13 protein-coding genes are annotated in these 16740 nt (G+C 65.8%); 10 read left to right on the top strand and 3 right to left on the bottom strand.

All coding sequences use genetic code 11. The features are described 5' to 3' along the window. Positions 1–83 precede the first annotated feature (83 nt). The gene (locus tag ACQVDU_RS10670; protein WP_443477085.1) at positions 84–233 is read left to right on the top strand and encodes a hypothetical protein; all 150 of its coding nucleotides are present in this window, start codon (positions 84–86) and stop codon (positions 231–233) included. A 147-nt stretch (positions 234–380) separates the two neighbouring features. On the opposite strand, the gene ACQVDU_RS10675 is transcribed toward ACQVDU_RS10670, so the two are convergent. After that, on the bottom strand, positions 381–1190 hold the full coding sequence (locus tag ACQVDU_RS10675; RefSeq protein ID WP_228177898.1) for an NYN domain-containing protein: 810 nt from the start codon (positions 1188–1190) through the stop codon (positions 381–383). A gap of 41 nt (positions 1191–1231) precedes the next feature. Then, a complete protein-coding gene (locus tag ACQVDU_RS10680; protein WP_443477086.1) occupies positions 1232–2110 on the bottom strand; it encodes an Ltp family lipoprotein in 879 nt (292 codons plus the stop codon). 148 nt (positions 2111–2258) lie between these two features. Between ACQVDU_RS10680 and ACQVDU_RS10685 the strand changes: the two genes are divergently transcribed. Together ACQVDU_RS10685 and ACQVDU_RS10690 are read left to right on the top strand one after the other, a co-directional pair. Beyond that, a complete protein-coding gene (locus ACQVDU_RS10685) occupies positions 2259–3611 on the top strand; it encodes a DUF222 domain-containing protein (protein WP_443477087.1) in 1353 nt (450 codons plus the stop codon). Between the two features lie 60 nt (positions 3612–3671). Further along, positions 3672–7061 (top strand): DEAD/DEAH box helicase family protein, encoded by a 3390-nt coding sequence (locus ACQVDU_RS10690; protein ID WP_443477088.1) that lies wholly within the window; start codon positions 3672–3674, stop codon positions 7059–7061. Positions 7062–7088: 27 nt separating this feature from the next. Here ACQVDU_RS10690 and ACQVDU_RS10695 read toward each other — a convergent pair whose 3' ends face one another. Continuing rightward, a complete protein-coding gene (locus tag ACQVDU_RS10695) occupies positions 7089–7577 on the bottom strand; it encodes a YajQ family cyclic di-GMP-binding protein (RefSeq protein ID WP_300595006.1) in 489 nt (162 codons plus the stop codon). A 206-nt stretch (positions 7578–7783) separates the two neighbouring features. Between ACQVDU_RS10695 and ACQVDU_RS10700 the strand changes: the two genes are divergently transcribed. The 7 genes from ACQVDU_RS10700 to ACQVDU_RS10730 all read left to right on the top strand — a co-directional run bounded on the left by ACQVDU_RS10700 (position 7784) and on the right by ACQVDU_RS10730 (position 16655). Beyond that, complete coding sequence (locus tag ACQVDU_RS10700) at positions 7784–9019, top strand: sugar ABC transporter substrate-binding protein (RefSeq protein ID WP_363495376.1); 1236 nt, start codon at positions 7784–7786, stop codon at positions 9017–9019. Between the two features lie 72 nt (positions 9020–9091). Then, positions 9092–10714: an ABC transporter permease subunit gene (locus ACQVDU_RS10705; RefSeq protein WP_443477089.1), complete on the top strand. Its 1623-nt coding sequence runs from the start codon at positions 9092–9094 to the stop codon at positions 10712–10714. A gap of 1 nt (position 10715) precedes the next feature. Next, positions 10716–11705, top strand: a complete 990-nt coding sequence (locus ACQVDU_RS10710) for a sugar ABC transporter permease (protein WP_292707916.1) — start codon at positions 10716–10718, stop codon at positions 11703–11705. Positions 11706–11708: 3 nt separating this feature from the next. After that, a complete protein-coding gene (locus ACQVDU_RS10715) occupies positions 11709–13184 on the top strand; it encodes an alpha-amylase (protein ID WP_443477090.1) in 1476 nt (491 codons plus the stop codon). A 121-nt stretch (positions 13185–13305) separates the two neighbouring features. Beyond that, positions 13306–15225, top strand: a complete 1920-nt coding sequence (locus ACQVDU_RS10720; protein ID WP_443477091.1) for a glycoside hydrolase family 13 protein — start codon at positions 13306–13308, stop codon at positions 15223–15225. Positions 15226–15246: 21 nt separating this feature from the next. Next, on the top strand, positions 15247–15747 hold the full coding sequence (locus tag ACQVDU_RS10725; RefSeq protein WP_331792276.1) for an FBP domain-containing protein: 501 nt from the start codon (positions 15247–15249) through the stop codon (positions 15745–15747). Beyond that, on the top strand, positions 15744–16655 hold the full coding sequence (locus tag ACQVDU_RS10730; protein WP_331792277.1) for a carbohydrate kinase family protein: 912 nt from the start codon (positions 15744–15746) through the stop codon (positions 16653–16655). The genes ACQVDU_RS10725 and ACQVDU_RS10730 overlap by 4 nt, the downstream gene beginning before the upstream one ends. Positions 16656–16740 lie beyond the last annotated feature (85 nt).

Here is a 16740-nt window from a genome sequence, read left to right on the forward strand (position 1 = left end):
CGGGACGATCAGGGTCGCCTGGGCTCTTGACCCCTGTGAGCGAGGCTTGCAAAACTGCTCTCTCCTGCAGAAGGTGTACTGAGATGCTGCATTCCGAACTGAACGAGCCGCGAGCACCCATCATCGAGCGGCTGCGCGCACTCAATGCGATCGTCGATCAGGTAGGCACCGATGAGGAGCGTCATGAACTCGCGGCTGAGCGTGACGCTGAGCCCCTCGCGGACCCGCAGTGACGGCGCTCCTCGGCGCGAGGTGCTCAGCTGACCGACACCCAGGTCGGAGCGGTTACGGTGTCCTGCACGAAAAGACCCAGCCCCTCCCCGGAGGGAGAGAACTGGGTGGTGTGTAGCAATAATGACACACGGAGCACCCCCTGTGGGTCACCAGTCCTCAGGTTTTGCGAAGCCACCTGTCACAGGCGGCAGCTGGTGCCGACGGTAGTCATCGGCCGTGAGCCGTTGCCACCAGTGCCTGCCTACACCTTCCGTCGCCTCGCCCTTGAGCATCTGAGACAGCGGCCGCTTTGTGGGGTTGATGAGCCCGACGGGAACATGCTGTCGAGCAATCCTTAGCGGCAGGCTCAGATCGCCGTCATTGGAGAGTACGAGCGCGCAGTCGACACGCCGAGAGAGAACGTCGACGAGCAATCGGGTCGCGACATTCACATCCGACCCCTTCTCCTCGAAAGATGAGAAGCGCACCAGAAGGTTCATGTCTCCCTCGGGCCCAACGACTTCATCGGCAGGAAGCCAGCTGGGGATGTGATCGACACCGGGAGAGACCACGCGCTTGGGCGCGCGCTTCCGATCCGGGGGACCGATGAGGACACCCTTGCCGTTCTTGACGTTGTACTGTCCGAGTTCGACTCTCACCCTCGGATCGATCTGCAACGCATTCATGTAGAGCGTCTGGTCGCGCGCAGACGAACTGTCGCCCTCTTTGACTCTGAGGGCTGTGCAGTAGTCGAGAGACACCACCCGAGTGCGCTGCCCCATCCGGTCGCGCGCGATGCTTTCGCCGAGGCCGACGAGGTCTAGCCACCGCCATCCTGGTTTCCCGCGACCGCAATGGTCGCGCGCGCCGTAGTACACGTTGAAGGCATCGACATACACACCGACGCGGGTCTTCCTCTTGAACCAGAACGCCATTGCGCCATGGTCGCAGACCTCGGGGGCTGTGGATACCGTCACCAAGCATCCACAGCCCCGTTCGTCGCCTGGTCAGCTCCTGCTCAGTAGCCGACGGCCGTCAGGGCGTACTCGGCCTGCTCGGGAGTGAATTGCTCGCCGTACTCACTCGTCAGCTGGTCGTACAGGCCCTGCCGCGAGAACGAGGTGAAGTCCAGGTATGACTGCGCGGACTCGGCAGCCTCGGCGTTCCAGTCCACGAGTCCGTTCTGCTCGAGATGGGCGATGGCGAACTCGGCATCCGCGGCCTCGAATCCCTCACCGTATTCACTCGTGAGCTGCTCGAACAGGCCCGCGCGTGAGAAGGCGGTGAAGTCCAGATACGACTGCGCAGACCTGATCGCATTCTGCTGACCGAGCGTCAGCTGCGGCTTTTCCTCCAGGGTCAGGATGACGGTCGCGCCCTCCTCGATCTCGGCGCCCTCGGCGACATCCTGCGCGATCACCGGCATCGACTCGTCGCCGTCGGCAGAGACACGGATGCCGAGGGTCTCGAGAACCGTGCGGGCTGTCGCGCCATCCATGCCGACGACGTTCGGCACGATGATCAGCACTGGCTCGGCCTCGGCCTCGGCGGTGGCGGCCGCCTGCTCGGTCGTGCGCACCTGTGCGGCGGGTGCGGCATCCGAGGTCGACCGCCCGCCTCCCAGCGCGCTGCCGATCCCGCCGATGACGATCAGGCCGACGACGACTGCGGCCGGGATGATGACCGCCTTGCGCGTGTACCACGGCCGCTTCGAGGGAGCGGGGACCGTGGCATCCACGGGGACGGCGGCATCCGTTGCGCTGGGCTGGCGAACGAGGTCGGTGCGCCAGGCGGTTCCATCCCAGTACATTTCGGAGCCGGGCGCGGCCTCGGCGCCCGGATGCGGGTACCAGCCTGCCGGAGTGGACGATGGTGTGGTGTTGCTGTTCTCATCCATGAGAACGCCCTTCGGGTCGGATTAGGCGCGCACCCCCCGGCGCACGTCACCAGCCGTTGGCCAGTGGAACAGGACATACCACCCCTCCGACATTACGCGCAGCGACACCGGCCGGATCAATGTCGGAACCCCCTCGTAGTGTCGGGGTATGGAAGCGGTCGGTGCGGGTGATTCGGGTCAGTGGCCCGGGGTTCCGGATGCTGACGCGTTCCTGTATGAGAGCGATGTGCGTGAGTGGGATGCCGAGGTGGCGGGGTGGGTTCCGCCGCGTCCGGACGCTGTGGCTCTGGTGCTGGAGGCTGCCGACCTGGAGGCGGTGTTCGCCGCGCAACGGTTCGCCAGAGTCGATGACCTCCGCCTGGAAGCCCTCGATGATGTCACCCGGTATGGGGGTGGGTCGCGGGAGTTGGTGATGCGGTCCCTCCGGCTGGAGCTTGCGTCGGCGTTGCGGATCACGGAGAACGCGGCGGGGATGATGCTTGCCCGCGCCGAATCCCTGGTCCACTCCTACCCGGCGGTGTTGGAGTCCCTGTCCCATGCGGGGGTGACGGTCCGGCATGCGGAGATCCTCGTCGATGACCTCGACGTCCTCGACCCGGTGGTCGCGGGACGGTTGGTGGGGCGGGCGTTGGAGCTCGCGCAGTCTCTGCCGGTGGGGTCATTCCGGCGGGCGCTACGCCGGTTGATTGACCGGGAAACCGCGCCGAGCCTGACGGAACGTCACCAGGTGGCGGTGCGGGGTCGTCGGGTCGTGGTGGAGCCGGCGGGGGATTCGATGTCGTGGGTTCACGCGTTGGTTCCGTCGGTCGAGGCCCACGCGATCTACGGGCGGGTGACCCAGCAGGCGGTGGTGATCCGTGACCACCACCGCGGGACCATCCGCGGTGGGGAACCGGGGGATGGGTCGGAGCGGAGTCTGGATGAGATTCGGGCTGACGTGTTCTGCGACCTCCTCATCGACGGAACTGTGAAACAGCACCCGGAGCAGGCGCGGGGGATCCGCGCGACCGTGGTGGTCACCGTCCCCGCCCTCGCGCTGCTCGGTGTTGCGGGGGTGACGGATCCTGCGGAGGTGGAGGGGGTCGGTCCGATCCCCATCGAACGGGCTCGGGAGCTGGCCGGTAACGCCTCGGGGTGGATGCGGGTGCTCACCCACCCCGAAACCGGCGCCGTTATCAGCGTCGGGCGCACGAAGTATCGGCCACCGCCGGAGCTGGCGAAGCTCGTGAAATGGCGGGCTGACCGGTGCATGGGCCCCGGATGCGGGAAACCCGCCTCGCAGTGCCAGATCGATCACTCGGTCGCGTGGGCCGACGGCGGCGAAACGAGTGTGACGAACACGGCACCGCTATGCCAAGGGCACCACACCGTCAGACACCACGGCGGGTGGGTGATCACCCACCTCGGGGACGGGTCGTTGGAGTGGGTATCCCCGCACGGCCGCCGGTATGTCGTGAAACCCGAACGACACCTCCCCACCTTCTACCCCAACGCCGCTTGACGGCCCCAGTAGCATCGGCTCAAGGGGTCGGTCGGCGACTCCTGACAGAGGAGCCGTTCGGTGGGGAACTTCGACTTCGTCGCGCAGGCGTGGCCGCAGGTCGGTGACGCCGCTGCGCGTGCCGAAGCGTATCTGCGCGCCGACCCGCGGGCATCCGCCACGTACGCTCGACGTGCTGCCGAACTCTTCACCGCCTGGATCTACTCTGCTGAGAACCTCGACCGCCCCTACGACGACACCTTCGCCAACCTGACCGCGCAGAGGTCGTTCCGCGACACCGTCGGCGAATCGATCTGCGGCAGCCTCAGGATCATCCGTCTCGTCGGCAATGACGCCGTCCACAAGGATGACGAGATGCCGCTTGCGCGGGCGCGCAGCTCCCTCGAGCAGCTTCACCGCGTATGCCTCTGGCTTCAGCACTGCTACGGCGACCCGGCAGCACCGCACCCGGCGCCATTCGCGTTCGACCGCGTGCCGCCGGCACCCGAGTCAGTCGTGCGCCAAGCACGTAGCGAACTCCTCACAATCCAAGCCGAGTTCGACAACGCCCGCGCGCAATTGAGCGAAGCGGCGGCGCTCGGCGCCAAAGCGCAGGCCGAAATTGAGGAGTTACGCGCAGACATCGCGCGGCTCAAGGCCGAGAACGCCCAACGCAACACCACGCACAAGATCGCGGATCCGACCGACGCGACCGAGGCCCAGACCCGCGAACAGCTCATCGACCTGCTGCTCCACGAAGCGGGCTGGCCGCTCGATGATGCCCGCGACCGCGAGTGGCCGGTCACCGGCATCCCGAGCCCGTCGGGCACCGGCAAGGTCGACTACGTGCTGTGGGGTGATGACGGAAAGCCGCTCGCCGTCGTCGAAGCGAAGCGCACCTCGAAGAGCGCGAAAGAGGGGCGTGAGCAAGCCGCGATCTACGCGGATGCCCTCGAACGCGATACTGGCCAGCGCCCGCTCATCTTCTACACAAACGGGTACGACACCTGGTATTGGGATGACCGGCGCTACCCGCCGCGCAAGGTCGCAGGATTCCTCACGAAAGACGAACTGTTGCTGGCCGTGCAACGCCGCACGACGCTCAGACCACTCGAGACCGTCGCGGTCGACCGGGAAATCGTCGAGCGGTCGTACCAGCTGCGTACCATTCGGGCAGTGAGCGATGCATTCGAGCACAAGCGGCGCCGAGCGCTGCTGGTCATGGCCACCGGTACCGGCAAGACCCGCACCGTGATCGCGCTGGTCGACGTGTTGCAGCGCGCGAACTGGGTCAAGCGCGTACTGTTCCTCGCCGATCGCACCGCGCTCGTGAATCAGGCAGTCGCCGCGTTCAAGACGCACCTGCCCGACAGTGCACCGGTGAATCTGCTTACCGACCGCGATAGCGAGGGTCGTGTCTTCGTCTCCACCTACGCGACGGTGATGAACCTCATCGACGCCGCAGACGACAACCTACGCCGCTTCGGCCCCGGCTACTTCGATCTCATCGTGGTCGACGAGGCGCACCGATCGATCTACAACCGGTACGGCGAGATTTTCGACTACTTCGACGCGCTCGTCGTCGGTCTCACCGCCACGCCCCGTGCCGACATCGACCACAACACGTATCGACTCTTCGAGCTCGACGACGGAGTGCCCACTGACGCTTTCGAACTCGACGACGCGATAGCCGGGGGTTTCCTCGTGCCGCCGAGAGCTCGCGTCATCGACCTCGGGTTCATGAGTCGCGGCATCCGCTACGCCGACCTCAGCGACGAGGAACGCGAGCAGTGGGACGCCCTCGAATGGCAGGACGGCGACATCCCCGACGAAGTGGATGCCGCGGTTCTGAACCGATGGCTGTTCAACGAAGACACCGTCGACAAGGTCCTCGAGATCCTCGTCGATGAGGGACACTACGTCCAGGGCGGCGACGTGCTCGGCAAGACGATCATCTTCGCGAAGAACCAGAAGCACGCCGAGTTCATCCAGGAACGCTTCGACGCGAACTTCCCCGAGCAACGCGGCCAGACGGCGGCGATCATCACGCACGCCTCGGGGCCCTACGTTCAGGACCTCATCGACAGGTTCGCGACCCCGGGCGCGAAGCCCCACATCGCCATCTCCGTCGACATGCTCGACACCGGCATCGACATCCCGGATGTCGTCAACCTCGTGTTCTTCAAGCCGGTGCATTCGCAGACGAAGTACTGGCAGATGGTCGGACGCGGCACCCGCCTGCGTCCCGACCTGTACGGCCCCGGCAAGCCGAAGACCGACTTCATCATCTTCGATGTATGCGGCAACATCGAGTACTTCAACGCCGACATTCCCGAGGCATCCGGTCATCGAATGGCATCCGTCTCGGAGCGCGCCTTCCTCGCGCGCCTGCGACTGCTCGGACTGCTCGCAGGTCGCGACGACACGGATGCTGCGCCGCTGCGTGACCAGCTCGCGACGCGCCTTCACGCCGCGGTGGGTGGTATGAACCGCCAGAACTTCCTCGTCCGCAAGCACCTGCGCGCCGTCGACCGGTTCACCCCTGCCCGGGCATGGCAGCACTTCACTCCCGCCGACGTGGATGACGCAGCCGCCCTCGCGGGACTACCCACGGCATCCGAAACCGACGCTGACGAAGCGGCGAAGAGGTTCGACCTGCTGCTGCTCGAGGCGCAGGTCGCTGTTGCCGGCGGCGACCCGGTGCCGCAGCTGATCGTCGCACGTGTCGCCGACGTTGCTGCCGCGTTGCTTCAGCGCCGCGGCATCCCGGCCGTCGATCAGCAGGCTGCGCTGCTTGGCGCCATCAGCGACCCGGAGTGGTGGGATGCCGCGAGCCTCACCCATCTGGAGTCTGTACGCGTCGGCCTGCGCGGGCTCGTGCGACTCATCGATGCGCGCGGTCAGCATCCGATCTACACGGACTTCGTCGACACGATCGCCGAGCGCCGCGACATCGACATCGTGCGGGTCATGCCGGGACTGGACCGTCGCGCTTTTCGCGAGAAGGTCCTCGGATTCCTCGAGGGTCATCGCGACAACCTCGCGCTGCGCAAGCTTCGGACCGGCCGCGAACTGACCGCCGTCGATCTCGCCGAACTCGAGGCGATCCTCGTCAGTGTCGGGGGAGTGGATGCCGAGCAGCTGCGCGCTCAGGCCGACGAAGCACGCGGCCTCGGGCGACTCATCCGTTCGATCGTGGGGCTCGATCGTTCAGCGGCCGAAGCCGCGCTCGGTGACTTCGTGGCGGCATCCGGTTTCACACACCGCCAGCATGTCTTCGTCGATCTCATCGTCGAACAGCTCACGATCGCGGGATACCTCGACCCGCGTCGGCTCTACGCGGACCCGTTCACGGGAGTGGCTCCCGAAGGGCCGGAAGCCCTGTTCTCCGAGGCGCAGGTCACCGACCTCATCGAACGCCTGCGTCAGCTCGACGAGTCGGCCGAGCCCCAAGACTCGGCATCCGCCTAGCCGCCACCACGGAGGCGTTTGGGCCGGTCAGCGGTAGTTGACGAACTGCAGGTCGACGTCGAGGTCGGCGGCCTTCAGGATCCGGATGACTTCCTGCAGGTCGTCCCGGCTCTTGGACTGCACGCGCAGCTCATCGCCCTGGATCTGAGACTTGACCGACTTGGGGCCCTCGTCGCGGATGATCTTGCCGATCTTCTTCGCGTTCTCCTGCGAGATCCCGTCCTTGAGGCTCGAGACGATGCGGTACTCCTTGCCGCTGGCTGTCGGCTCGCCCGAGTCGAGGCTCTTCAGGGAGATCCCGCGCTTGATGAGCTTCGACTGGAACACATCCAGCACAGCCTTCGCGCGCTCTTCGGAGTTGGCCTTGATGAGGATCTGCTCACCGCTCCACTCGATCGAGGCGTCAGTGCCCTTGAAGTCGTAGCGCTGCTCGACCTCTTTGCGCGCCTGGTTGAGGGCGTTGTCGGCCTCCTGGTGGTCGACCTTGCTCACGATGTCGAACGATGAATCAGCCATGGGGGAATTCTAACGACGCCTCCTCTATGGAAGCGTTTCCATACGGATGACGATCACAAACTGGTCTCGATACTGGGGACAAGTCTCGCGTCATCCGCTCCGGGATGTTACAAATGTAAGCGCTTGCAGAACCCGCGAGCACACTGGTTCGACGCGGAACACTCGCGACGGCCGATCCCATCAGCACTCAAGAGAGGCACACACCAATGAAGGTGAACATGAGGAGCATCGTCGCCCTGGGCGCGATCGCTGCGATTTCATCTCTGACCCTCGCCGGTTGCGCGGGCAGCTCAGACAGTGGCGAGACCACGGCACCGGACATGTCCGGCTCCATCACCGTGTGGGTCGACGCCGACCGTGCAGGCGTGCTCGAAGCGGCGGCTGCCGACTTCACCGAGCAGACCGGCGTCGAGGTCACGCTCGTCCAGAAGGAGTTCGGCGAGATCCGCGACCAGTTCGTCCAGCAGGTTCCGACCGGTGAAGGCCCCGACATCGCGGTGGGCGCGCACGACTGGTTGGGCACCCTCGTGACCAACGGTGTCGTGGCACCGGTCGAGCTCGGCGACAAGGCAGGCGATTTCGAGGATGTCGCCATCGACGCTTGGGCCTACGACGGCCAGACCTACGCCGTGCCCTACGCGATCGAGAACATTGCGCTCATCCGCAACACGGATCTCGTGTCCGAGGCTGCAACTGACTACAACGACATGATCGCCAAGGGTCAGGCCGCCGGTACCGAGTACCCCTTCCTCGTGGGCCTTGACCCCGAAGCCGCGGACCCGTACCACCTGTACCCCTTCCAGACCTCGTTCGGTGCGCCGGTGTTCGGTCAGAACGCCGACGGCAGCTACAACGCCGACGACCTGCAGATCGGCAACGAGGGCGGCGTCGAGTTCGCGAATTGGCTGGGCGAGCAGGGTGCTGCTGGAATCCTGAACACCAACATCACCGGCGACCTGGCTCTCGAGAACTTCACCTCGGGCAAGTCGCCGTTCTTCCTGACGGGCCCGTGGAACGTCCCGGCGATCGAAGAGGCCGGCATCAACTTCTCGGTCGACATGATCCCCTCGGCAGGTGGCCAGGACGCACAGCCGTTCGCCGGTGTGCAGGGCTTCTTCCTGAGCTCGGAGAGCGAGAACACCCTCGCCGCGAACGAGTTCCTCGTCAACTACATCGGTAGCGAAGACGTTCAGCTGGCCCTCTACGAGGTCGGTGGCCGTGCACCCGCGCTGAGCGCCGCCTTCGACCAGGTCGAAGCGAGCGACCCCGTCGTCGCCGGATTCGGTCAGGTTGGCGCCAACGCCGTGCCGATGCCGAGCATCCCCGAGATGGGCTCGGTCTGGCAGTACTGGGGCGTGACCGAAGCTGCGATCATCAACGGCGGCGACGCGCCGGCGCTGTGGACGCAGATGGCGGCCGACGTTCAGGCAGCGATCGAGTAATCCGATCCGCGCAGGTGGGGTGGTGCCCAGGCGCCACCCCACCTCATACCCTGCCCAGGAAGAGGGATGAGGATGTCTACTCCGACCACCGAGAATCGCGACCCCGCGATCGACCCGCGCCGTCGCAAGAACTCGGCACGCGCGCGCCGCATAGCGGACTCCGCCGGCGTCGGCTGGAAAGTCCTGCTGGTGAAAATCATCGCGATGGCGATCATCGACGCGCTCGCGCTGTACTCCGTGCTCGTGCTCATGCAGAGCGAGCAGTGGGTCCCGATCGTCGTCATCCTGCTCATCACGGGCTTCGCGAACTACATCTACTTCAGCCGCGGAAACCTGCCCGCGAAGTACCTGATTCCCGGGCTCATCTTCCTCTTCGTCTTCCAGATCTTCGCGGCCGGCTATACCGCCTACGTCGCCTTCACCAACTACGGCACCGGCCACAACAGCGACAAGGATGCCGCGGTCAACGCGCTCCTCCTCCAGGCGCAGGAGCGGGTGCCGGATTCCCCCGCCTACAAGCTCACGATCGTCGAGCGTCTCGGGGAACTCTCGTTCCTGGTCACCGACCCCGATGGGGTCGTCGAGATCGGCAACGACGAGAACCCGCTTGAGCCGGTCGAGAACGCCGAGATGGATGGCAGCAAGGCTGTCGGTCTCGACGGGTACAACAGCCTCAACTTCTCGCAGATCGTCGCGAGCCAGCAAGAGATCGCCGCCATGGCGGTGCCGCTCAGCGACGACCCGAACGACGGATCCCTGCGCACCCCCGACGGTTCGAGTGCCTACGTCTACCTGTCGAAGCTCGTCTATGACGAGCAGGCCGACACGATGACCGATACCCGCACGGGAACCGTCTACTACGACATCGGAACCGGCGCCTTCACAGCCGAGGACGGCACGGAGCTGCTGCCGGGATGGCAGATCTTCGTCGGCTTCGACAACTTCACTCGCGCCTTCACCGAAGAGTCCATCCGCGGCCCGTTCTTCTCGGTGCTCGCGTGGACATTCGTCTTCGCGTTCCTGTCGGTGGCGACCACCTTCGTGCTGGGCCTCTTCCTCGCGATCGTCTTTAACGATCCGCGGATGAAGTCCAAGAAGTACTACCGGGTGCTCATGATCCTGCCCTACGCCTTCCCTGGCTTCCTCTCGGCGCTGGTGTGGGCAGGCATGATGAATCAGGAGTTCGGATTCATCAACGTCGTGCTCTTCGGCGGTGCCGACATCCCGTGGCTCACCAACGAGTGGCTGGCGAAGTTCAGCATCATCCTGGTGAACCTTTGGCTCGGGTTCCCCTACATGTTCCTCATCTGTACCGGTGCGCTGCAGTCGATCCCCGACGATCTGCAGGAGGCCGCCCGGGTCGACGGGGCCAACGCGTGGCAGGTTTTCCGCAGTATCAAGTTCCCGCTCCTGCTCGTTGCCGTGGCGCCCCTGCTGATCGCCTCGTTCGCCTACAACTTCAACAACTTCAGCCTCATCTACATGCTCACCGGCGGTGGGCCCCGGGATGCGACAGCCGGCGTCAACGTCGGTGCCACCGACATCCTGATCACGATGGTCTACAAGGTCGCCTTCGTCGGTTCGACAGCCGACTACGGATTGGCGAGCGCGTTCTCGATCATCATCTTCCTCATCGTCGGCACGATCTCGATCATCGCGTTCCGACAGACCAAGGCACTCGAGGAGTTGAACTGACATGAGCGACTTCCGTCCCGGCGCTCCGGCAGCCAAGGGCCTTCTCGAGAAGGTCGCCGACGAAGACACCGAGATCACCTCGAGTCGCGGCGGCAGCGGGGGAGCCGGCGTCCCCGGCGGCGCGCCCGCGCCCCGTCGACCGTTCCGCCGCTACTTCCGCGAGACCGGATGGCGCCACCTCATCGGCATCGTGGTCGGGATCTTCGCGATCTTCCCTCTGCTGTACGTCATCTCGGCATCCTTCAATCCCAACGGCACGCTGCTGACGGCCAACGGCCTCTTCCAGCGCCTGAGTCTCGACAGCTATGTCTCGCTGTTCACCAGTGCCCAGCATCCCTACGGCGCGTGGTTTGTGAACACGCTCGTGATCGGGCTGATCACTGCCGCAGGAACGGTGTTCCTCGGCGCGCTCGCGGCGTATTCCTTCTCGCGCATGCGGTTCACGGGGCGTCGCGTGGGCCTCACCACGCTTCTGGTGGTGCAGATGTTCCCGCAGCTGCTCGCCGTCGTTGCGATCTTCCTGCTGATGGTGGCGATCGGTGACATCTTCCCGGCGATCGGGCTGAACTCCCAGATCGGGCTGATCATGGTGTATCTCGGCGGCGCGCTCGGGGTGAACACCTATCTCATGTACGGGTTCTTCAACACGGTTCCGTCGTCGATCGACGAGGCCGCGAAGATCGATGGTGCGGGGCACGCGCGGATCTTCTTCACGATCATCCTGCGCCTGGTCGCTCCGATCCTTGCGGTGGTCGGGCTGCTGTCGTTCATCGGAACTTCGAGCGAATTCGTGCTCGCGAGCGTCATCCTGATCGATCCCGATAAGCAGACGCTCGCCGTCGGCCTGTACAAGTTCATCTCGGACGAGTTCTCGAAGAACTGGTCGGTGTTCGCCGCCGGTGCGGTGCTGGCCGCCATCCTGCCCGTTGCCCTGTTCCTCGCGCTGCAGCGTTACATCGTCGGGGGCCTGACTGCGGGAAGCGTGAAGTAACGGATGCCGGGCCTTCGCGCCCGCGCCGGGGCGGTGGTGGCCGCAGTCTCGGCTGTGGTGCTTCTGCTCGCCGGCTGCACGCAGGCCTCGATCGAGGTGCCCGAGGCTGCCGCGCCGGATGTCGGCATCGAGCTCTTCCAGCTGCCGTGGACGTCTGTGGCGCAGGAGTGCGAGACGACCCTCGCACCCGCGGGTATCGCCTGGGTGCTGCTCTCGCCGGCGCAGGAGCACATCGCCGCCGACGAATGGTGGGCCTCGTACCAGCCGGTGAGCTATCAGCTCGCGTCGCGCCTGGGTACCCGGGACGAGTTCGCCGACATGGTGCAGCGCTGCAACGCCGCGGGAGTCGCGGTGATCGCCGATGCCGTGATCAACCACATGACGGGGCAGAGCGAACCCGGCGTCGGATACGCCGGCGCGGCGTACGCGCACTATGACTACCCGGACCTGTACGCGGAGTCGGACTTCCACCACTGCGGCCTGACCGCAACCGACGACATCCAGCTCTACAAGAACCGCGAGCAGGTGCAGAACTGCGAGCTCGTGAACCTCGCCGATCTCGACACCGCGAGCCCCACCGTGCAGGCGACAATCGTTGCCTACCTCAAGGACTTGATTTCTCTCGGGGTATCCGGGTTCCGCATTGACGCTGCCAAACACATTCCAGCCACGGATGTCGAGGCCATCGTCTCGCAGCTGCCGCAGGGCACCCGCATCATGAGCGAGGTCATCCGCGGGGCCGGTGAACCGATCGCGCCTGAAGAGTACGAAGGATTCGGGGAGGTGTTCGAGTTCACGTACGCCCGCGAGCTCACCCCGCCCCTCGAGAACGGGGTCTTCTCGGATCCCGTTCTCTCCGATGACCGCCCGCAACAGGTTCCCTCGGAGGCGGCCATCGTGTTCGTCGACAATCACGACACCGAGCGGGGCGAAGCGAACGTCACAGCGCGCGATCCGCAGCTCTACATCATCGCGAACGCGCTCATGCTCGCCGACGACTACGGCACCCCCGTCCTCTATTCGGGGTACGCCTTCAGTGACCGGGATGCCGGAGCACCCACGGATGCCGACGGCCGCGTCCTCGATGCGAGCTGTGCGGACACGACGGGCTCCGTATCCGATCTCGCCGACGGTGAGCGCACGTGCGTGCAGAGCTGGCCGGCGATCCGCGGCATGCTCGAGTTCCGCGCGATGGCGGGGGACGCGCCCCGGATGCCGGGAGTCGACTCCGGCGACGCCTACGGTTTCGAGCGCGAAGGCCGTGGCGTCGTCGCCGTGAACGTCGGCGACGACATCCAGAGCATCGAGGTCCCCACGACGATGCCCGACGGTGCCTACTGTGATGTGATCACCGGGGGACCGGATGCCGCCGGCGACGGCGGGTGCGCCGGAAGTGAGTATTCCGTCTCCGGTGGCATCGCTGTGTTCGACCTGGACCCGGGCGCCGCTGCCGCCATCCATCTCGGCTCGAGGCGCTGACCCGCAAGAACCCGACTCCATAACTGAAGAACAATCTGAGGGCTCTGTCATGGCTGCGGCCGTGCAACCACGATTCCCCGACCGACGGTGCACCGCGCCGACCTCTCGAAACGGACCGATCATGACCCTGCCTGCTCTGCTGCCACACCACGACGGATCGCCCCTCCACGTCTCCACCCAGACGCCAACGCTCGGTGAGCTCGTTCGTGTGCGCCTGCGTGTTCCCGCCGACTATCCCGCACTGCGAGCGGTCCGCACCCTCTCGAACCCCGACCACGAACCTGCGTGGACTGAGGCGACCGAACTCGGGACCGCCGACGGCTGGAGCTGGTGGGAGGCCCCGATCGTTGTGCGCAACCGGCGACACGGCTATCGCTGGCTGCTCGTGCACGAATCCGGCCGTGTCGAGTGGCTCAACCAGGCCGGTCTGTCGGACCTCGAAACCCGTGACGCCGATGACTTCGCCCTGGTCGCTCACCCCGCCCCGCCAGAGTGGATGTACGACGCCGTCATGTATCAGGTCTTCCCCGACCGCTTCGCCCGCTCGGCGGCGGCGGATCGGCATCCGACGCCCGACTGGGCGATCCCCGCGAGATGGGACGAGCCGGTCGATCCTGTCATGCCCGGGCGCTCGCAGCAGTTCTACGGCGGCGACCTCGACGGCATCCGTGAGCACCTCGACCACCTGGTCGGCCTCGGCGTGAACCTGCTCTACCTCACCCCCTTCTTCCCTGCGGCCTCGAATCACCGGTATGACGCGTCGAGCTTCACGAGCGTTGACCCGCTGCTCGGCGGAGACGAGGCGCTGATCCGTCTCGTTGCGGCTGCGCATGAGCGCGGCATCCGTGTCATCGGCGACCTCACCACGAACCACTCCGGCGACCGTCACGAGTGGTTCCAGGCGGCGCTCGGGAACCCCGATGCGCTCGAGGGCGAGTTCTACTACTTCACGGATGCCGAGCGCACCCGCTACGAGTCGTGGCTGGGCACCCCTACCCTGCCGAAGTTCAACTGGGCCTCGCCAGAGCTGCGTCGCCGATTCGTCGAAGGGCCGGATTCGGTCGTTGCGCAGTGGCTCAAGCCCCCGTTCTCGCTCGATGGCTGGCGGATCGACGTCGCCAACATGACGGGGCGGCTCGGAGATGTCGACCTGAACGCCGAAGTGCGGCAGCTCACCCGCCAGACGATGATCGAAACCAACCCCGACACGATCCTCATCGCCGAGATCACCAATGACGCCTCGGGTGATCTCACCGGGGACGGGTGGCATGGCGCGATGACCTACCCCTCGTTCGCGCGTCCGCTGTGGGCATGGCTCTGCGAACCGACAGGCGAGCCGTACCTGACCGGCGACGGGCAGGAGCGCACCGAGCCGTGGTTCTTCGGGCAACCGGTCGGCGGCATCCCCCGCTTCGACGCGAGACAGTTCGTCGGCGCCGTCACCCGGTTCACGGCGGGCATCCCGTGGCGCGTGCGGCTGGGAAACATGCAGACCCTCGACAGTCACGACACCGCCCGCTTCGCGACCAACGCGCCGGCGGAGGTCATTCCACTGGCGGTCGGCCTGTCGATGACGCTGCCGGGGATGCCGGTGCTGTTCGCCGGCGACGAGTTCGGCCTCGTTGGCGCCGACGGTGAAGCGAGCCGCACCCCGATGCCGTGGGGAACGGAATCAAAGCCCGAGGTTGCCGCGCGGCTCGACCTGTACCAGCAGTTGATTGCGCTTCGGCGCCGGCATCCTGCGCTGGCGACCGGCGGGCTGCGCTGGGTCCACGTCGACGAGAGCGCGGTCGTGTTCGTGCGCGAGAGTGCTGAGGAATCGATCCTTGTGCTGGCGGCCACGACGGATGCCGACATCACGCTTCCTGCAGCAGCGCTCCTCGGCACCGATCGAGCCGAGGTGCTCTTCGGTGATGCGGCGCTGGCGGCCGCAGCGGACGGCAGTGCCGGTATCCGAGCCACAGGCGCCACCTTCGCAGCCTGGGTCCTCCCGGGTGTCGATGTGCCGGAGCCGGGAGACAGCGGGGACGCCCCTTCGTAGGATGTCGGGGGAGGAGGTGGCATGCGTCCGCTTACCGAAGAGGAACTTCGCGCGTCGTTCGTCAACGCTGCACCCGATGAGCTTCGCGTGATCGAGGTTCCGCTGAGTGCCCGCACGACCGACTGGTATCACTTCGACTTTCTCGCCTGGCGCGACCCCGAGTTCCGGGGCCGTGGATACCTCGTTGCCGAGGTTGATGGACAGCCGCGGGGTGTCGTGCTTCGAGCATCCGAGAGCTCGGCACTCTCGCGCGCGGCGATGTGCAACCTGTGCCACACGATGCAGCCCGGCAACCAGGTCTCGCTGTTCACGGCACGGCGCGCCGGGGATGCCGGTGCTCACGGTGACAGCGTCGGCACGTACATCTGCACCGATCTCTCCTGCCACGACAACGTGCGCCTGGCCGCACCGCTTGCGCCCAGTGAGATGCGCGGTAGCGTCGATCTGAAGATTGATGGCACACGGCGCCGCACCGAGGCGTTCGTCGCGCGTGTGCTCGAGAACGGAGAGGCTCCGGCATGAGTTCGGTCGTGGTGATCGGCGACGCGCTGATCGACGAGTTGCGTGATGACACCGGCGTGAAGGAGTTCGTCGGCGGAGCAGCCCTGAACGTGGCTGTGGGGCTATCGCGACTGGGCGTTCCGACCACACTGATCGCCATGGTCGGCGACGACGAGGCCGGTGCGAAGATCCGTGCATACCTCGCCGACTACGGCGTCGACCTGCTCGCGTCTGCCTCACCGCTCGGAAGCTCGCGAGCCGTGAGCGTGCGTGTCAAGGGTGAACCGACGTACGCATTCAACGATGCGGCAAAGGCCCGTCATCTCACGTTCGATGACGCCCAGCGAGCGGCTATCGCGGATGCCGATCGCGTCGTTGTCAGCTGCTATCCGTTCGACGATGCCGAGCAGACGGCGTCGCTCATCGACGCGGTAGGCGCGGCATCCGATCGCCTCGTGATCGACCCGAACCCTCGCACCGGCATGATGAAGGACCTTGACGAGTTCCGCCGCGGCTTCGAAGCGCTCGCCGACGGGGCCGGTGTCGTGAAGATCGGTGACGATGACGCGACGCTTCTGTACGAGACAGACCTGGATGCCGCGGTAGCTCGGATGCGAGAGCTTGGCGTACCGACAGTTCTTGCTACCCGGGGCGCCGCCGGGGCCACCTTGGTCACCGACGAGGCAACGGTAAGCAAGCCCGTCTCGACGCTTCCGGGTGCGGTCGTCGACACGATGGGTGCCGGGGATGCATCGCTGGCAGCCCTGGTCGCCGGGATCGTGCAGCAAGACCCCACAAGCGCGGATGAGTGGACCGACGTGCTCGCGGACGCGATGGACATCGCCGCAGCGACGTGCCGCTTTCCCGGCGCGCTCCTGCGCACCCCGGAAGCGCTCGCCGCCGACGACATGGACCGCATCGGCACCTGAGCTCGAAGGTTCGAACCCGCAGTCCCCAGAATTGTTCAAGGGCCCCCGCTTCGCGAGAGCCCTTGAACAATTTGTGGCAGGTGAG

The organism is Microbacterium sp. F2 (assembly GCF_052274505.1).
Lineage (GTDB): Bacteria > Actinomycetota > Actinomycetes > Actinomycetales > Microbacteriaceae > Microbacterium.